The sequence below is a fragment of the Mariprofundus micogutta genome, from assembly GCF_001895085.1.
GTDB classification, from domain to species: Bacteria; Pseudomonadota; Zetaproteobacteria; order Mariprofundales; family Mariprofundaceae; genus Mariprofundus; species Mariprofundus micogutta.
Genome location: NZ_BDFD01000030.1, coordinates 1 through 14761, shown reverse-complemented (window position 1 = coordinate 14761; position 14761 = coordinate 1). Strand labels below are relative to the sequence as shown.

The following is a 14761-nucleotide window of genomic DNA, read 5'->3' as shown; positions in this document are numbered from 1 at the left end:
TGCCAGGCGATAACATCGCTATGGATGTTGAATTGATTACCCCAATCGCAATGGATAAGGAACTTCGTTTCGCAATCCGCGAAGGTGGTCGTACGGTCGGCGCTGGCGTCGTTACCGACATTAGTAAATAAGGGGGCCGTACGTGGCAACTCAAAGTATTCGTATTCGCCTTAAAGCTTTCGATCATCGCATCCTCGATAAGAGTGCTGCTGATATCGTAGCTACGGCAAAACGCACAGGTGCGGACGTTCGTGGTCCGATTCCTATTCCGACTAAGATTCGCAAGTTCTGTGTAATCAAGTCACCACATAAGTACAAAGATTCTCGTGAACAGTTCGAGATTCGTACACACAAGCGCTTGCTTGATATTGATTCACCAACTCCACAGACCGTAGATGCGCTGATGAAGCTTGATCTGCCATCCGGTGTGGATGTTGAGATCAAGCTGTAAACGGGAGGATAATCATGAGTGTTGGATTAATCGCCCGTAAGGCGGGCATGACGCAGATATTTGCAGAAGATGGTTCTGCTGTTCCTGTGACTGTATTGAATGTTGAGCCGTGCAAGGTTATTGCACGTCGCACTGCTGACAAAGACGGCTATGATGCTGTTCAGGTTGGTTTTGGTGCTGCCAAGCGTGTTGTTTCACGTGCTGTGCAGGGTCATTTTGCCAAGCAGGGTCAGGATGCAACTGGCGGCTTGAAAGAGTTCCGTGTTGCTGCTGATGCTGAGTTTGAACTCGGCCAGGAATTGAACGCAACTGTGTTCGAAGCCGGTCAGAAAATCGACGTTTCCGGTACATCAAAGGGTCGCGGTTTCGCAGGTGTAATGAAGCGCTATAACTTTGGTGGTGGCCGTGCAACGCATGGTGCTGAAAAAGTACATCGTCAGATGGGTTCTACCGGTCAGTGTCAGGATCCAGGCCGTGTATTCCCGGGCAAGAAGATGCCGGGTCACTATGGTAATGAGCGCTGCACAACTCAGAACCTGGAAATCATTCGCGTGGACGAAGAGTCCAATCGCATTCTGGTAAGAGGCGCTGTGCCTGGTTCACGTGGTGGACTGGTTGAGCTGCGTCCTGCCGTGAAGGGAGCGTAAGATGGCGAAGATCACCATCGTAGATCAGAACAATAAAGAAGTGGGTCAGCGTGAGCTGAACCCGGCAGTATTCGGCCTTGAGTCTGATGCCGGTTTTGTACACCGCGTTTATGCCTCATTGGCATCTGCCCAGCGTGCTGGCACCAGCGCAACCAAGACTGTTGCTGATGTTTCAGGTGGCGGTAAAAAGCCATTCAAGCAGAAAGGTACTGGTCGTGCTCGTCAGGGTACTACTCGTGCTCACCATATGCGTCATGGCGGTACTGCACATGGTCCGAATGCCAACACGTCTTTTGATTCACGTGTAAACAAGAAAGAGCGTCGTCGTGCACTGTGCCTGGTGCTGTCTGATTGTGTTCGTGATGGCAAGTTGACTGTTGTTGACAAGCTGGAACTGGCTGAAATCAAGACCAAGGCATTTGTTGACATGATGGCATCTCTGGAAGCTACAACCGGTCTGTTTGTGCTGGCTGAGAACAACAGCAATGTTGAACTGTCCGGTCGCAATGTGCCGAACACTAAAGTGATCCTCGACGGTCAGGTTAGTCTTCACGATCTGCTGAAAAGCAAGCGTGTTATTCTGACTGCAGCGGCTGTTGATAAGCTTGAGGAGCGTTTGTCATGAGTGCAAACATCAATCATTTTAATATTCTGACCCAACCTGTTGTAACTGAAAAAAGTTACGAAGCTACAGGTAATGCAAATCAGTACACATTCCGTGTTGCTCGCACCGCAACCAAGACACAGGTGAAAGCCGCTGTTGAAGCTGTTTTTGAAGTGAAGGTTGAGCGTGTTCAGGTTATCAATATGCCGAGCAAACCTAAGCGTCGTGGCGCCACTATGGGCACCCGTTCAGGTTACCGTAAGGCTGTCGTTCGTCTGGCTGAAGGTGAAACTCTGGAAGTGGCGGAAGAGGTATAAACCATGGCATTGAAGGCATTAAAACCAACTACCAACGGTAACCGCGGTCGCATTGGTGTAGTCAGCGAAGATCTACACAAAGGCGCACCGGAGAAAACACTTGTTACCGGCCTGACAAAATCAGGCGGCCGTAACAATAACGGTCGTGTAACCAGTGCACATCGCGGTGGCGGACATAAACGTCTGTACCGCATGGTTGATTTCAAGCGTGACAATTTCGGCGTTGCCGGTAAAGTGGCGCGCGTTGAATATGACCCGAACCGTACAGCGCATATTGCTCTGGTTGTTTTTAACAACGGTGAAAAGCGTTATATCCTGGCTCCACAGGGTTTGCGTGCGGGTGATATTGTTGAATCCGGTCCAAATGCAGAAATCCGCCCTGGCAATGCGTTGCCACTGTCGGCTATCCGCGTAGGTACACAGATTCATAACGTTGAGATGAAACCTGGCAAGGGTGGCCAAATGGCTCGCAGTGCCGGTGCATCTATTCAGTTGATGGGTAAAGAAGGCACTCAGGCTATTCTGAAAATGCCATCTGGCGAATTCCGTCGTGTAGATATCCGCTGTCTGGCAACTATCGGTGTGATGGGTAACTCTGATCACTCCAACCGCAAGGTTGGTAAAGCAGGCCGCAGCCGCTGGCTGGGTGTCCGTCCTAACGTTCGTGGTGTAGCCATGAACCCGGTAGATCATCCACATGGTGGTGGTGAAGGCCGTACATCAGGTGGTCGTCATCCGGTAACACCTTGGGGTGTGCCAACTAAGGGTCACAAGACCCGTGCTAAGAACAAGGCGTCGAACCGTGATATTATTCGCCGCCGCAATCAGAAGTGAGGTAAGACATGGCTCGTTCATTAAAGAAAGGCCCTTACATTGAAGCCTCCCTTCAGAAGAAGGTTGATGCAACTCAGGCTTCCGAAAAGAAGGGTGTAATTAAAACATGGTCACGTCGTTCAACGATTGCTCCGGATTTCGTTGGTCTGAACTTCGCGGTTCATAACGGCAACAAGTTTATTCCTGTGTTTGTAACAGAGAACATGGTTGGCCATAAGCTGGGTGAGTTTTCACCTACCCGTACCTACTATGGTCACGGTGCTGATAAAAAGGCCAGGAAGAGGTAATAAGCATGTCTGAACAAGTTCGTGCATTGCACAAAAACAGCAGGCTCAGCCCGCAAAAAGCGCGTCTGATGGCATCCGCTATCCGTGGTTTGAATGTCGATCGTGCCCTGGCAGTTCTGGCGCTTTCGCCAAAGAAATCAGCTCGCCTTTATGAAAAGGTATTGAAATCTGCAATTGCTAACGCTGAGCAGAATCATGGTTTGGATGTGGACTCTTTGTTCGTATCAGAAGCCAGAGCAGATGCCGGCATGACGCTTAAGCGTTACCGCCCGAAAGGCATGGGTCGTATGCGTCAGCGTTTTCATCGCCACAGCCACCTCAGTGTGTCTGTAAGCGAACGCGGTTAAGGGGATTATTCATGGGACAGAAAGTAAATCCAATTGGATTCCGCGTTGGAACAACTCGCGGCTGGGAATCAGTGTGGTATGCATCTGACAAGAATTTCGGAAGCAACCTTCGCGAAGACATCAAGCTTCGTCGCTATGTTAAAGCGCGTCTGAAGCATGCCGGTGTATCTCGTATTATTATCGAGCGCCCTGCTGACAAGATCAAGGTAACCGTTCATACCTCCCGCCCGGGTGTGGTGATTGGTAAGAAAGGCTCTGAAATCGACGCGGTTCGCCGTGAGTTGGTACAGAAATTCGGCCAGGAAGTTCAGGTGTTCATCGTAGAAGTACGTCGCCCTGAAGCTGAAGCTCAGCTGGTAGCTGAGAATGTAGCCTTCCAGCTTGAGCGTCGTGTTGCCTTCCGTCGTGCTATGAAACGTGCAGTGCAGAGTGCAATGCGCATGGGTGCGAAAGGTGTACGTATTAACTGTGCAGGTCGTCTTGGTGGTGCTGAGATTGCTCGTACTGAATGGTATCGCGAAGGCCGTGTGCCGCTGCACACTCTGCGTGCAGATGTGGATTACGGTTTTGCTGAAGCGCACACCACTTATGGTGTGATCGGCGTAAAGGTTTGGGTATTCAACGGCTTGAAGCTGGGTGAATCCGAAGCTGATAACGCATAAACAAGAGTTGAAGAGGAACAGTAACGATGTTGCAACCTAAGAAAATTCGTTGGCGTAAGCATCACAAAGAGCTGCAGCGCATTCGCGGAAAAAGCCCTCGTGGTGCAAGCTTGAACTTCGGTCAGTTTGGCCTGAAGGCGATGGAACCGGGCCGTATTACCGCTCGTCAGATTGAAGCTGCGCGTATTACCATTAACCGTCACGTGAAACGTCAGGGGCGTGTGTGGATCCGTATTTTTCCGGATCTTCCAGTATCTAAAAAGCCTGCTGAAGTACGTATGGGTAAAGGTAAAGGTTCTCCGGAATACTGGGTTGCCGCAATTAAAGCCGGCCGCATCATGTATGAAATGGACGGTATTGATGAAGAACTGGCACGTGGTGCGTTAGAGCGTGCTGCCGCCAAGCTTCCGATTCGCACCAAGATCGTTGTGCGTGGAGTTGGACGATGAGTGATAACAAGAAATCAAAAGATTTGCGAGCTATGTCCGAAGCGGACCTGGCCGAGCGCATGGACGAGCTGGCTGCTGAACACATGAAGTTGCGTTTTCAGAAGGCAACCATGCAGCTGAACAACACAGCACGTGTGGGTACGGTTCGTCGCGAAATCGCGCGTATCAAAACCATTCTGGCTGAGCGCAGCTAAGGGGTATAAGAGATGTCTGAAGTAAAAACAAACAAACGTACCCTGGAAGGTACTGTTGTAAGTAATAAAGGTGAGCAGACTGTTGTTGTGCAAGTTGAGCGTAAGTTCCTGCACCCGCGTTACCGCAAGACTGTTCGTTCACATAAAAAATATATGGCTCATGATGCAGAAAACACCTGCAACATTGGCGACACTGTTCGTATCATTGAATCAGCTCCGATCTCACGCCGCAAGCGTTGGGTAATGGAAACTGTTCTGACTCGTGCAGAGCAGCTGTAATCCGGGGGATTTGCGATGATTCAGAATGAAACCGTACTGCAGGTTGCAGATAATTCAGGTGCCAGACGTGTTAAATGCATCAAGGTGCTGGGCGGCTCCAAACGTCGTTACGCCAGTGTTGGTGATGTGATTGTTGTTGCTGTTAAAGAAGCGATGCCAGGCGGCAAAGTGAAGAAGGGCGAAGTACAGCGTGCTGTTGTTGTTCGTACTGCCAAGGAATTCCGTCGTTCAGATGGTTCTTCAATTCGCTTTGATGAAAATGCTGCGGTGCTGCTTTCCAAGAACAATGAACCTATGGGCACGCGTATTTTTGGCCCTGTGACACGTGAACTGCGTGGCAAGGGTTACATGAAAATCGTTTCGCTCGCGCCAGAAGTGCTGTAAGCGGAAAGAGAGGCGATAGAAAAATGACTACAGTGGTGAAATCACGAATTCGCAGAGATGACGACGTTATCGTAACTGCAGGCCGCGACAAAGGCTCACGCGGTAAAGTAATCCGCGTTATGGCTTCTGATGGCCAGGTGCTGGTTAGCAAAATTAACATGATCAAGCGTCATACCCGTCAGAGTCAGGCCAGTGCCGGTGGCATTATCGAGAAAGAAGCGCCGTTGGCTATTTCCAACGTGCAGTACTACTGCTCGAAATGTAAATCTGGTGTTCGTCTTGGCGCTAAAACGCTTGAAGATGGCAGCAAAGTCCGCACATGCCGCAAATGTGGCGAAGTGCTGGACAAGTAGGGGTTACGACAATGGCTCGTTTGAAAGAATTTTATAATGAAACAGTTGCTCCGGCTCTGAAAGAAGAGTTCTCCTACAGCAACCCTATGCAGATTCCTGCGATCACCAAGATCGTGGTGAACATGGGTGTTGGTGAAGCATCTCAGAACTCCAAGGCTATTGACGGCGCGTTGTCTGATATGACCGCTATTACCGGTCAGAAGCCTGTGACTACTCGTGCACGTAAATCCATTGCAAACTTCAAGTTGCGTGATGGCATGCCGGTAGGTTGCCGTGTGACACTGCGCGGTGAGCAGATGTGGGAATTCCTTGATCGCCTGGTGAACGTAGCACTGCCGCGTATCCGTGACTTCAAGGGTGTTTCTCCTAAATCATTTGATGGTCGTGGTAACTTCACACTGGGTTTGAAAGAGCAGATTATCTTCCCGGAAATTGAATATGATAAGGTAGATAAAGTTCGCGGTATGGATATCACGATCTGTACTTCTGCTAATACGAACGAAGAGGGACGTGCCCTGCTGAAACAGTTCAGCATGCCGTTCCGTCAATAAGAGGGTTAGCTCATGGCTTCAAAACGCATGATTGCCAAATGCAATCGTAAACCAAAATTCAAAGTTCGCGCTTATACGCGCTGTCAGCTGTGTGGCCGTCCGCACTCTGTTTACCGCAAGCTCGGAGTCTGCCGTATCTGCCTGCGTAAGCATGCTCTTGCCGGTGAGATTCCTGGCATGGTTAAGTCGAGCTGGTAAGGGGTATATAATTATGATGATGGACCGTATTGCCGACATGTTGACGCGTATTCGTAACGCGCAGACAGCTGGAATCGAAAAAATTGAAATGCCTGCCAGCAACACACTGCTGAGCCTGGCTGAACTGCTGAAAGAAGAAGGTTATATCGCTGCTGTTAAAGCGTATAACCATAAAGGACATCGTTTTCTGCGCCTGACCCTGCGTTATGATGATGATGCCCAGCCAATCATTCGTGAAATCAAACGTGTATCGAAATCCGGTCGTCGTGTGTACTCCGGCGCTGATGATCTGCCACGTGTGAAGAATGGTTATGGTGTTGCAATTGTCAGCACTTCACAGGGAATTATGACCGACAAGAAAGCACGCGCTGCCCATATTGGTGGCGAAGTCCTCTGTACGGTATTTTGAGGTAAAATATGTCACGTGTTGGTAAAGAACCTATTACAATCCCAGCCGGTGTTGAAGTTCGTCTGAACGACGATTCAGTTACTGTAAAGGGCGCTAAAGGTGAACTCACTTCACCACTGTTCGCAGGCATTACTGTTGAGCAGGAAGATAATACTCTGACTGTATCATGTGCAGATCTGGGCGATAAGAAAACCAAGTCTTTTTTCGGTCTGGCACGTATGCTGATCGCAAACAACGTTACTGGTGTAACAAACGGCTTCGAGAAGAAGCTTGAGTTGCGCGGTGTTGGTTATCGTGCACAGTCTCAGGGCAAAAGCCTGAACCTGTCACTTGGTTTCTCACATCCTGTTGTATACGCACTGCCTGACGGTGTCACTGCAACGGTTGATCAGAGCATTATTACTGTAGCCGGTATCGACAAGCAGAAAGTCGGCCAGGTTGCTGCTGAAATTCGTGCTTATCGTCCGCCAGAGCCTTATAAAGGCAAGGGTGTTCGTTATGTTGGCGAATATGTGGCAATGAAAGAAGGCAAGAAGGCTTAAGGGCGAGAGGCTAGGAGTTAAGAGATGGCTATTAAACGTTTTGAAAAAGATGGTGCTATTCGCCGCGCTCGTAAAGTTCGCGCGCGTGTTAAAGCATCCGGCAAGCTGCGTCTGAGCATTTTCCGCTCTGCGCGCCATGTTTACGCACAGGTTATCGATGATGCCAACGGCACTACGCTGGCGACTGCATCCAGTCTGGACGCATCAGTAAAAAGCGGTGGTAACAAGGCCGGTGCTGAAGAAGTAGGCAAACTGATTGCTGAACGTGCATTGAAAGCAGGTGTTGAGATTGTTGCCTTTGATCGTGGTCGTTTTGCATACCACGGTCGCGTACAGGCACTGGCTGAAGGCGCTCGCGCCGGCGGCCTGAAGTTCTAGGAGATATTAGATGATCAACGCAGATGAATTGGACCTGACAGAAAAACTGATCACCATTAACCGTATCGCTAAAACCGTATCCGGTGGTCGTCGCATGAGCTTCTCGGCTCTGATGGTTGTAGGTGATGGTAACGGTCATGTTGGTTTCGGCCACGCAAAAGCAAAAGAAGTTCCTGAAGCGATTCGCAAAGCAACTGAAATTGCCAAGAAATCATTGATTCATGTGCCTCGTAAAGACGGCACAATCCACTACCAGGTAATCGGTATTCAGGATGCATCACGCGTCATGCTGAAGCCGGCTTCAGAAGGTACTGGTGTTATTGCCGGTTCATCCGTACGTGCTGTACTGGATGCTGCAGGTATCAAGGATATTCTGACTAAATCACTGGGTTCCCGTAACGCTGTGAACTCTGTTCGTGCTACTTTCAACGGTCTGAAATCGTTGGAAAGCCCTGAGCAGGTCGCTGAACGTCGCGGCAAGACCGCTTAATAGGAGCTCCAAATGGCTAAGAAAGACACTATTCGTGTACGTCAGGTGAAAAGTGGCATTGGCTACTCCAAATCTCAGAGAGCAACTCTGGTAGGTCTGGGTATCCGTCGTATGAATCAGGTAGTAGAGCTTGAAGATACTCCTTCTGTTCGCGGTATGGTGAACAAGGTGAGTCATCTCGTTCGTATTGAGTCCGGAGAGTAAGAGATGAAACTGAATGAACTGAAATCAGACGAAGGTTCCCGTAAGGCCCGTAAACGTAAAGGCCAGGGTATCGCTTCCGGAAACGGTAAGACCGGTGGCCGTGGTCACAAAGGTCAGAAATCCCGCTCAGGTGGTAAAGTAGCGCGCGGTTTTGAAGGCGGCCAGATGCCTTTGATCCGTCGTGTACCCAAGCGTGGTTTCACTCCTCTGACAGACAACGATTTCCAGATTGTGAATCTGGGTCAGTTGAATGCATTTGATGATGGTGCAACGGTTGATGCAGCAGCACTGTTTGAAGCAGGACTGGTTCGCAATGCAGTGGATCCTATTAAACTGCTGGCAACTGGTGAACTGTCCAAGAAAGTTACTGTTTCAGTAGCTGCGGCCTCTGCAAGTGCAGCAGCAGCAGTTACAGCAGCAGGTGGAACACTGAACCTGGCATCGGCTGAGGCTTAAAGACTATGTCTAATCCTGCAGCAGCAATGGGTGGTTTCGGGAATATCGGTAAGATTCCTGAGCTGAAATCACGTATTCTATTTACTCTGGGCATGCTGATTGTGTACCGCATTGGCGCACATATCCCTGTGCCGGGTATTGATGCAGCTGCGTTGGCACAGTTTTTCGGTCAGGCGCAAGGTTCACTGCTGGGCATGTTCGACATGTTCTCCGGTGGTGCACTATCCCGCCTGACTATTTTTGCTCTTGGAATTATGCCTTACATTTCAGCTGCGATTATCATGCAGCTGATGACAGTAGTTTCACCAAAACTTGAACAGCTGAAGAAAGAGGGTGAAGCGGGTCGTCGTAAGATTACTGAATACACACGTTACGGCACATTGCTGTTGGCAACATTCCAGGGTATTGGTATCTCAATCGGTCTGGAGTCATTTTCTGTCGGTGGTCAGTCGGTTGTGATTGATCCTGGACTGGATTTCCGCGCCATGACGGTGATTACACTGGTGACAGGTACCATCTTCCTGATGTGGGTGGGTGAGCAGATCACTGAACGCGGTATCGGCAATGGTATCTCTCTGATCATTTTTGCAGGTATTGCTGCAGGTCTTCCTTCTGCAATCGGTGGCACATTAGAACTGGCACGCACTGGTGAATATACAGCATTCACGGTACTGGCGCTGTTTGCCATGGTGTTGGTTGTGACTGCGCTGGTGGTCTGGTTTGAACGTGCACAGCGTCGTATTCCGATTCAGTACGCCAAGCGTCAGGTTGGCAATCGCATGTATGGTGGTAAAGCATCATTCCTGCCATTGAAAGTAAACACAGCTGGTGTAATTCCGCCAATCTTTGCATCTTCATTGATCCTGTTGCCTGCTACATTTGCAACCTTTACCAAAGACGTGGAAGGCCTTGCCTGGCTGGGTGATCTGTCTGCTATCCTTTCTCCGGGTGCCTGGCTGTATATGGCACTGTTTACCGGGTTGATTGTATTTTTCTGCTTCTTCTACACAGCTATTGTGTTTAACCCAAAAGATACGGCTGATAATCTGAAGAAGAATGGTGGTTTTATTCCGGGGATTCGTCCGGGTCAGAAAACTGCCGATTATGTTGATAATGTTTTAACCCGTATCACCGTGACAGGTGCTGCTTATGTGAGCATTGTTTGTCTGATTCCAGAGTGGTTGATCGCTGAATTGTCAGTGCCATTCTACTTCGGTGGTACATCTCTGCTGATCGTCGTGGTTGTAACCATGGATACCATGGGGCAGATCCAGTCTCATCTGATGAGCCATCAGTATGAGGGGCTGATGAAAAAAGCCCGTCTCAGAACCGGCAAGTAAATGAATCTTATTCTATTTGGACCACCTGGTGTCGGCAAAGGCACACAGGGCGAGAAACTGGCTGCTGAGGCTGGTATCGCACACCTGGCTATGGGTGATATCCTGCGCGCAGCTGTCCGTAATGGCACTGATGCCGGATTGAAAGCCAAGGTTTTCATGGAAGCAGGTAAACTGGTTCCTGATGAAGTTGTCGTTGCCATGATCGAAGATCGTATCGCTGAAGATGAAAGCAAAGGTTTTCTGCTTGATGGCTTTCCACGTAATGTCGCACAGGCCGTTGCTCTCGATGAGATGTTGGCAAAACATGGTTTGAGTGTAGACCATACTGTTTTCATGGATGCGCCTGAAAAGAACCTTTTGGACCGTCTTTGCGGTCGCCTGATTTGTAAGGCTTGCGGTTTTGGATTTCATAGGCAGTATTCGCCGCCCCAAAATTCAGGGCTCTGTGATCGCTGCGGCGGAGAGCTCTACCAGCGGGAAGATGATCGTGAAGAAGTTATTGCGCATCGTCTGGAAGTATATCGCGAGCAGACAGAACCGCTTCTTGGTTATTATCAGGATAAAGATGGTTTCAGTAAGCTGGATGCTTCCGGGGAAATGGCAGCGGTTTATACCGCGCTGAAACAGGTGGTGAAGATACAGCATGGCTAAAGAAGATATTATTGAAATGTCGGGGGAAGTGGTTGAAAAGCTTCCGAATGCCATGTTCAAAGTTAAGCTGGAAAACGGACACGAACTACTGTGCACGATTTCCGGAAAAATGAGGAAGTACTACATTCGTATTCTTCCTGGCGACAAGGTAACTGTGGAGATCTCTCCATACGACTTGTCTCGTGGACGCATCAGCTACCGCGAAAAATAATTAACGACCCGCAAGGGTTGTTGCCCGGTTTTCCGGGAATAGATTTGAGGAGGTGCCAGGCGTGAAAGTCCGTGCATCAGTCAAAAAAATGTGTATGAAATGTCGTGTGATTCGTCGTAAAGGCGTAGTTCGCATTATCTGTGAAAATCCTCGACATAAACAGCGTCAGGGTTAAGTGATTGCGCGTGTACCAGCCAATGGCTATGGTTCGCGCCCTTTTTCTTAAGGCCTAAGGAGGCAAGAAGTGGCTCGTATTTCGGGTGTAAATATTCCGACTCAGAAGCGTGTAGAAGTCGCTCTGACTTATATCTTTGGTATTGGGGCAACTAGCTCCAAGGATATTCTATCCAAAGCTGGTATCAGTTCAGATGTTCGCGTGAAAGATTTGAGTGACGATGACGTCGCCAAGATCCGTAGTGTAATCGATTCAGATTATACTGTTGAAGGTGATCTGCGTCGTGAAGTCATTATGAACATCAAGCGTCTGACAGACCTTGGTTGCTATCGTGGTCTTCGTCACCGCAGAGGGCTGCCAGTTCGTGGTCAGCGTAGTAAAACAAATGCCCGTACGCGCAAAGGACCGCGTCGTACAGTAGCCGGCAAGAAGAAGTAAGGGGATAGACGATGGCTGCACCTAAAAAAGCTGCTAAAGCTACCGCTGGTAAGAAACGCGTCCGCAAGAATGTTGCGAATGCCGTTGCACATATCAAAGCGAGCTTTAACAATACAATCATTACTTTTACAGATGATGCGGGTAACGCACTGTGCTGGGCAACCAGTGGCGGTTCCGGATTCCGCGGTTCTCGTAAAAGCACACCTTTTGCTGCACAGGTTGCGGCTGAAGAAGCTGCACGCAAGGCAATGGATCATGGCGTAAAGAACTGTTCAGTTCTGGTTCGCGGTCCAGGTAGCGGACGCGAGTCTGCACTGCGCGCAATTTCTGCAGTGGGTATCAATGTAACATCTATTCGTGATGTTACGCCAATTCCACATAATGGATGTCGCCCACCTAAGCGACGTCGTGTTTAGGAGCAAGATTTAGATGGCACGTTATTTGGAAGCCAAATGCCGCTTATGCAGGCGTGAAGGCGAAAAACTATTTATTAAAGGCAGCAAATGCCACTCTGACAAATGCCCGATCGAGCGTCGTCCTTATGCGCCTGGTATGCATGGTCAGAACCGTCGTTCAAAAACATCTGACTACGGTCTGCAGTTGCGTGAAAAGCAGAAGGTTAAACGTATCTATGGTTTGCAGGAAAAACAGTTCCGCAGCTACTTTAAAGATGCTGACCGTATGCCTGGCGTAACCGGTCTTAACCTGTTGCAGCTGATTGAAGCACGTCTGGACAATGTTGTTTATCGCATGGGTCTGGCCACTTCACGTACTGAAGCACGTCAGATTGTTCGCCATAAACTGGTTAAGGTAAATGGCAGAATTGCCAACATTCCATCTTTCAACGTTCGTGTTGGTTCCCGTCTGGAACTCGTAGATGATGCCAAGGAACATCTGCGTGTTAATGCTGCTACTGAAGCTGCAGGTAATCTGGGTACTGCTGAGTGGATGGATGTAGATCTGCCTACTCGTCAGGGTACTTTCCGTGAACTTCCTGCACGTGATCAGTTGGATGCGGGTATCCGCGAACAGCTGATTGTTGAACTTTATTCCAAGTAATCACTACTGAGGTCTGTCACATGCAGTTGATCAATCCGCGTAATATCAGCATCGAAGAAAAAGTTGCCGGCCGCTCTGCCAAGATCGTTTTCGAACCTCTTGAGCGCGGTTATGGTACTACCATTGGTAACAGTATTCGTCGCATGCTGCTGTCATCCCTGCCGGGTGTGGCAGTAACATCGGTTATTTTTGACGGTGTTTCACATGAATACGATACCATTAAAGGTGTTCGTGAAGATGTGATGGATATCATCCTGACTTTGAAAGAGCTGGATATCCGCATGGAAGGCGATGATGCGGCATCAATCACGCTGGATATGAAAGGTCCTTGTGTTGTTACTGCCGGTGACATTCAGTGTCCTGCAGGCCTGATGGTTCTCAATCCTGAACTTGAACTGGCGCATTTGAATGATGATGGTCACCTCAAAGTTGAAGCGTTAGTTGAAAAGGGACGCGGCTATGATGCTGCATCCGAGCGTGAGGTTGAAGATCGTGCAGTAGGCTCTCTGCTTGTTGATGCATCTTTTTCCCCAATCCGTCGCGTAGCTACGCGTGTTGAACCTGCTCGTGTTGGTCAGCGTACAGATTATGATAAACTGATCATGGAAATCGACACCAATGGCTCTCTCACACCTGAAGAGGCTATCAATGCAGCAGCCAGCATCCTTGAAGCACAGCTGGCTGTATTCGTAGATTTCAATGCCATCGGCAAAGGTGAAGAAGAAGTTGAAGTTGATAACGGCCTTGATGATCTTCTGGCACAGCCAATTGAACATCTTGACCTGTCAGTTCGTTCCATGAACTGCCTTAAGTCTGATGACGTGTTCCGTGTTGGTGATCTGGTTCAGCGTAGTGAGCAGGAAATGTTGCGCACACCTAACTTTGGTCGCAAATCACTGAACGAAATCAAAGAAGTATTGGAAAACATGGGCCTTGAGCTGGGCATGGAACTTGAAAACTGGCCGCCACAAGATTCTGCTGACTCGCTGGAAAGCTGAGTCGGTCTACACGAATAGGAAGAGGATAAAGCAATGAGACATCGTAAACACAGCGGTTCCCTGGGATTGCCAACTGGCCACCGTCGCGCACTTCTGGCGAATCTGGCTGCAGCACTTCTGACACATGGCCGTATTGAAACAACTGAAGCGAAAGCACGCGCTGTTCGCCCATACGTTGAAAAGCTGATTACACTTGGCAAACGCGGTGATCTGCACGCACGTCGTCAGGCGCTGGCTAAACTGCGTCACCGTCCAATCGTTGATCATCTTTTCGGTGATGTTGCTTCAGCATGCAGCGACCGTGTTGGTGGATACACCCGCATGATCAAGACCGGCTACCGTGCCGGTGATGCTGCGCCAATGGCTATCGTTGAACTGGTTGATTCAATCGACGTGGCAGAAGACGCTACTGAAGTTTAACTTCAGCATCTTTATTTCAAAGGCCCCGCTATGCGGGGCCTTTTTTTTGGTTCATCGCGTATTAGCGGGATGCATCGACGAATGGCAACTATTGAAACTCAGGTAAAACAACCACTACGAATAAACACGAATATAATCAGTGTAGTTGTGAAATCATTGCAACTCCCTGCCATCACGTCATATCACTTTCCACGTGCGCTCAAGACAGCATTTCTTGGCTTTCGTGATTAATCTTTTGTTGTCATCAAAATGTCTTACTGATGCTTCATTATACGCTTAGATATAATGAAGAGAGGAATATTGTGATGTCAATCAGCACCCAAAATTGACCCCCCATCAGCGTCCAATTTTGACCCCCCTAAAGTCTGTTTAAATCATGCTCTATTTTTGAATCTCCAGCTCTCATTTCCGGTCTCTATAATGTCACAATGAT

At 49.0% G+C, this 14761-nt stretch carries 31 protein-coding genes; all 31 read left to right on the top strand.

The annotated features are described in order from the left end of the window. A partial coding sequence (locus MMIC_RS11885) for an EF-Tu C-terminal domain-related protein (protein ID WP_507761191.1) occupies positions 1–131 on the top strand: 131 nt, incomplete at its 5' end. Between the two features lie 11 nt (positions 132–142). Further along, positions 143–451 carry a 30S ribosomal protein S10 gene (gene rpsJ / locus MMIC_RS11880; RefSeq protein ID WP_072660699.1) on the top strand — a complete coding sequence of 103 codons (309 nt, stop codon included), beginning with the start codon at positions 143–145 and terminating at the stop codon, positions 449–451. A gap of 14 nt (positions 452–465) precedes the next feature. After that, positions 466–1098: a 50S ribosomal protein L3 gene (gene rplC / locus MMIC_RS11875; protein WP_072660698.1), complete on the top strand. Its 633-nt coding sequence runs from the start codon at positions 466–468 to the stop codon at positions 1096–1098. Position 1099: 1 nt separating this feature from the next. Then, on the top strand, positions 1100–1723 hold the full coding sequence (gene rplD, locus MMIC_RS11870) for a 50S ribosomal protein L4 (protein WP_072660697.1): 624 nt from the start codon (positions 1100–1102) through the stop codon (positions 1721–1723). Then, entirely contained in the window at positions 1720–2019 is a 300-nt protein-coding gene (gene rplW, locus MMIC_RS11865) for a 50S ribosomal protein L23 (protein WP_072660696.1), read from the top strand. Before rplD ends, rplW begins: the two co-directional genes overlap by 4 nt. Positions 2020–2022: 3 nt before the next feature. Beyond that, positions 2023–2853 carry a 50S ribosomal protein L2 gene (rplB, locus tag MMIC_RS11860; protein WP_072660695.1) on the top strand — a complete coding sequence of 277 codons (831 nt, stop codon included), beginning with the start codon at positions 2023–2025 and terminating at the stop codon, positions 2851–2853. A gap of 8 nt (positions 2854–2861) precedes the next feature. Beyond that, on the top strand, positions 2862–3140 hold the full coding sequence (gene rpsS, locus MMIC_RS11855; protein WP_072660694.1) for a 30S ribosomal protein S19: 279 nt from the start codon (positions 2862–2864) through the stop codon (positions 3138–3140). Positions 3141–3145: 5 nt separating this feature from the next. Beyond that, positions 3146–3487, top strand: a complete 342-nt coding sequence (rplV, locus tag MMIC_RS11850) for a 50S ribosomal protein L22 (protein WP_072660693.1) — start codon at positions 3146–3148, stop codon at positions 3485–3487. An 11-nt stretch (positions 3488–3498) separates the two neighbouring features. Continuing rightward, positions 3499–4149 (top strand): 30S ribosomal protein S3, encoded by a 651-nt coding sequence (rpsC, locus tag MMIC_RS11845; protein ID WP_072660692.1) that lies wholly within the window; start codon positions 3499–3501, stop codon positions 4147–4149. 26 nt (positions 4150–4175) lie between these two features. Continuing rightward, complete coding sequence (gene rplP, locus MMIC_RS11840; RefSeq protein ID WP_072660691.1) at positions 4176–4598, top strand: 50S ribosomal protein L16; 423 nt, start codon at positions 4176–4178, stop codon at positions 4596–4598. Further along, complete coding sequence (gene rpmC / locus MMIC_RS11835) at positions 4595–4792, top strand: 50S ribosomal protein L29 (protein WP_072660690.1); 198 nt, start codon at positions 4595–4597, stop codon at positions 4790–4792. Before rplP ends, rpmC begins: the two co-directional genes overlap by 4 nt. Positions 4793–4804: 12 nt before the next feature. Then, complete coding sequence (gene rpsQ / locus MMIC_RS11830) at positions 4805–5071, top strand: 30S ribosomal protein S17 (RefSeq protein ID WP_072660689.1); 267 nt, start codon at positions 4805–4807, stop codon at positions 5069–5071. Positions 5072–5086: 15 nt separating this feature from the next. Continuing rightward, the gene (gene rplN / locus MMIC_RS11825; RefSeq protein ID WP_072660688.1) at positions 5087–5455 is read left to right on the top strand and encodes a 50S ribosomal protein L14; all 369 of its coding nucleotides are present in this window, start codon (positions 5087–5089) and stop codon (positions 5453–5455) included. 23 nt (positions 5456–5478) lie between these two features. After that, the gene (gene rplX, locus MMIC_RS11820) at positions 5479–5808 is read left to right on the top strand and encodes a 50S ribosomal protein L24 (protein WP_072660687.1); all 330 of its coding nucleotides are present in this window, start codon (positions 5479–5481) and stop codon (positions 5806–5808) included. An 11-nt stretch (positions 5809–5819) separates the two neighbouring features. Then, positions 5820–6359 (top strand): 50S ribosomal protein L5, encoded by a 540-nt coding sequence (rplE, locus tag MMIC_RS11815; protein ID WP_143144959.1) that lies wholly within the window; start codon positions 5820–5822, stop codon positions 6357–6359. A gap of 12 nt (positions 6360–6371) precedes the next feature. After that, positions 6372–6557, top strand: coding sequence for a type Z 30S ribosomal protein S14 (locus tag MMIC_RS12635; RefSeq protein ID WP_143144958.1), 186 nt, complete (start codon positions 6372–6374; stop codon positions 6555–6557). A gap of 10 nt (positions 6558–6567) precedes the next feature. Beyond that, positions 6568–6966 carry a 30S ribosomal protein S8 gene (gene rpsH, locus MMIC_RS11810; RefSeq protein ID WP_171966509.1) on the top strand — a complete coding sequence of 133 codons (399 nt, stop codon included), beginning with the start codon at positions 6568–6570 and terminating at the stop codon, positions 6964–6966. An 8-nt stretch (positions 6967–6974) separates the two neighbouring features. Next, complete coding sequence (gene rplF, locus MMIC_RS11805; protein WP_072660685.1) at positions 6975–7508, top strand: 50S ribosomal protein L6; 534 nt, start codon at positions 6975–6977, stop codon at positions 7506–7508. 24 nt (positions 7509–7532) lie between these two features. Further along, positions 7533–7886 (top strand): 50S ribosomal protein L18, encoded by a 354-nt coding sequence (gene rplR / locus MMIC_RS11800; protein ID WP_072660684.1) that lies wholly within the window; start codon positions 7533–7535, stop codon positions 7884–7886. Positions 7887–7896: 10 nt separating this feature from the next. Next, on the top strand, positions 7897–8376 hold the full coding sequence (rpsE, locus tag MMIC_RS11795; RefSeq protein ID WP_072660683.1) for a 30S ribosomal protein S5: 480 nt from the start codon (positions 7897–7899) through the stop codon (positions 8374–8376). Between the two features lie 12 nt (positions 8377–8388). Beyond that, on the top strand, positions 8389–8580 hold the full coding sequence (gene rpmD, locus MMIC_RS11790) for a 50S ribosomal protein L30 (RefSeq protein ID WP_072660682.1): 192 nt from the start codon (positions 8389–8391) through the stop codon (positions 8578–8580). 3 nt (positions 8581–8583) lie between these two features. After that, entirely contained in the window at positions 8584–9036 is a 453-nt protein-coding gene (gene rplO, locus MMIC_RS11785; RefSeq protein WP_072660681.1) for a 50S ribosomal protein L15, read from the top strand. A 5-nt stretch (positions 9037–9041) separates the two neighbouring features. After that, the gene (gene secY / locus MMIC_RS11780; protein ID WP_072660680.1) at positions 9042–10376 is read left to right on the top strand and encodes a preprotein translocase subunit SecY; all 1335 of its coding nucleotides are present in this window, start codon (positions 9042–9044) and stop codon (positions 10374–10376) included. Further along, positions 10377–11027, top strand: coding sequence for an adenylate kinase (locus MMIC_RS11775; RefSeq protein ID WP_072660679.1), 651 nt, complete (start codon positions 10377–10379; stop codon positions 11025–11027). It abuts the gene before it with no gap. Then, positions 11020–11238, top strand: a complete 219-nt coding sequence (gene infA, locus MMIC_RS11770) for a translation initiation factor IF-1 (RefSeq protein ID WP_018288171.1) — start codon at positions 11020–11022, stop codon at positions 11236–11238. Before MMIC_RS11775 ends, infA begins: the two co-directional genes overlap by 8 nt. Before the next feature lie 61 nt (positions 11239–11299). Then, on the top strand, positions 11300–11413 hold the full coding sequence (gene rpmJ, locus MMIC_RS11765; protein ID WP_072660678.1) for a 50S ribosomal protein L36: 114 nt from the start codon (positions 11300–11302) through the stop codon (positions 11411–11413). Between the two features lie 69 nt (positions 11414–11482). Then, positions 11483–11851, top strand: a complete 369-nt coding sequence (gene rpsM, locus MMIC_RS11760) for a 30S ribosomal protein S13 (protein WP_072660677.1) — start codon at positions 11483–11485, stop codon at positions 11849–11851. Between the two features lie 11 nt (positions 11852–11862). Continuing rightward, the gene (rpsK, locus tag MMIC_RS11755) at positions 11863–12267 is read left to right on the top strand and encodes a 30S ribosomal protein S11 (protein WP_072660676.1); all 405 of its coding nucleotides are present in this window, start codon (positions 11863–11865) and stop codon (positions 12265–12267) included. A 13-nt stretch (positions 12268–12280) separates the two neighbouring features. After that, positions 12281–12910 (top strand): 30S ribosomal protein S4, encoded by a 630-nt coding sequence (gene rpsD / locus MMIC_RS11750; protein ID WP_072660675.1) that lies wholly within the window; start codon positions 12281–12283, stop codon positions 12908–12910. Between the two features lie 20 nt (positions 12911–12930). Beyond that, positions 12931–13908: a DNA-directed RNA polymerase subunit alpha gene (locus MMIC_RS11745; protein WP_072660674.1), complete on the top strand. Its 978-nt coding sequence runs from the start codon at positions 12931–12933 to the stop codon at positions 13906–13908. A 33-nt stretch (positions 13909–13941) separates the two neighbouring features. Then, positions 13942–14328 (top strand): 50S ribosomal protein L17, encoded by a 387-nt coding sequence (rplQ, locus tag MMIC_RS11740; protein WP_072660673.1) that lies wholly within the window; start codon positions 13942–13944, stop codon positions 14326–14328. The last annotated feature ends 433 nt before the right edge of the window (positions 14329–14761 follow it).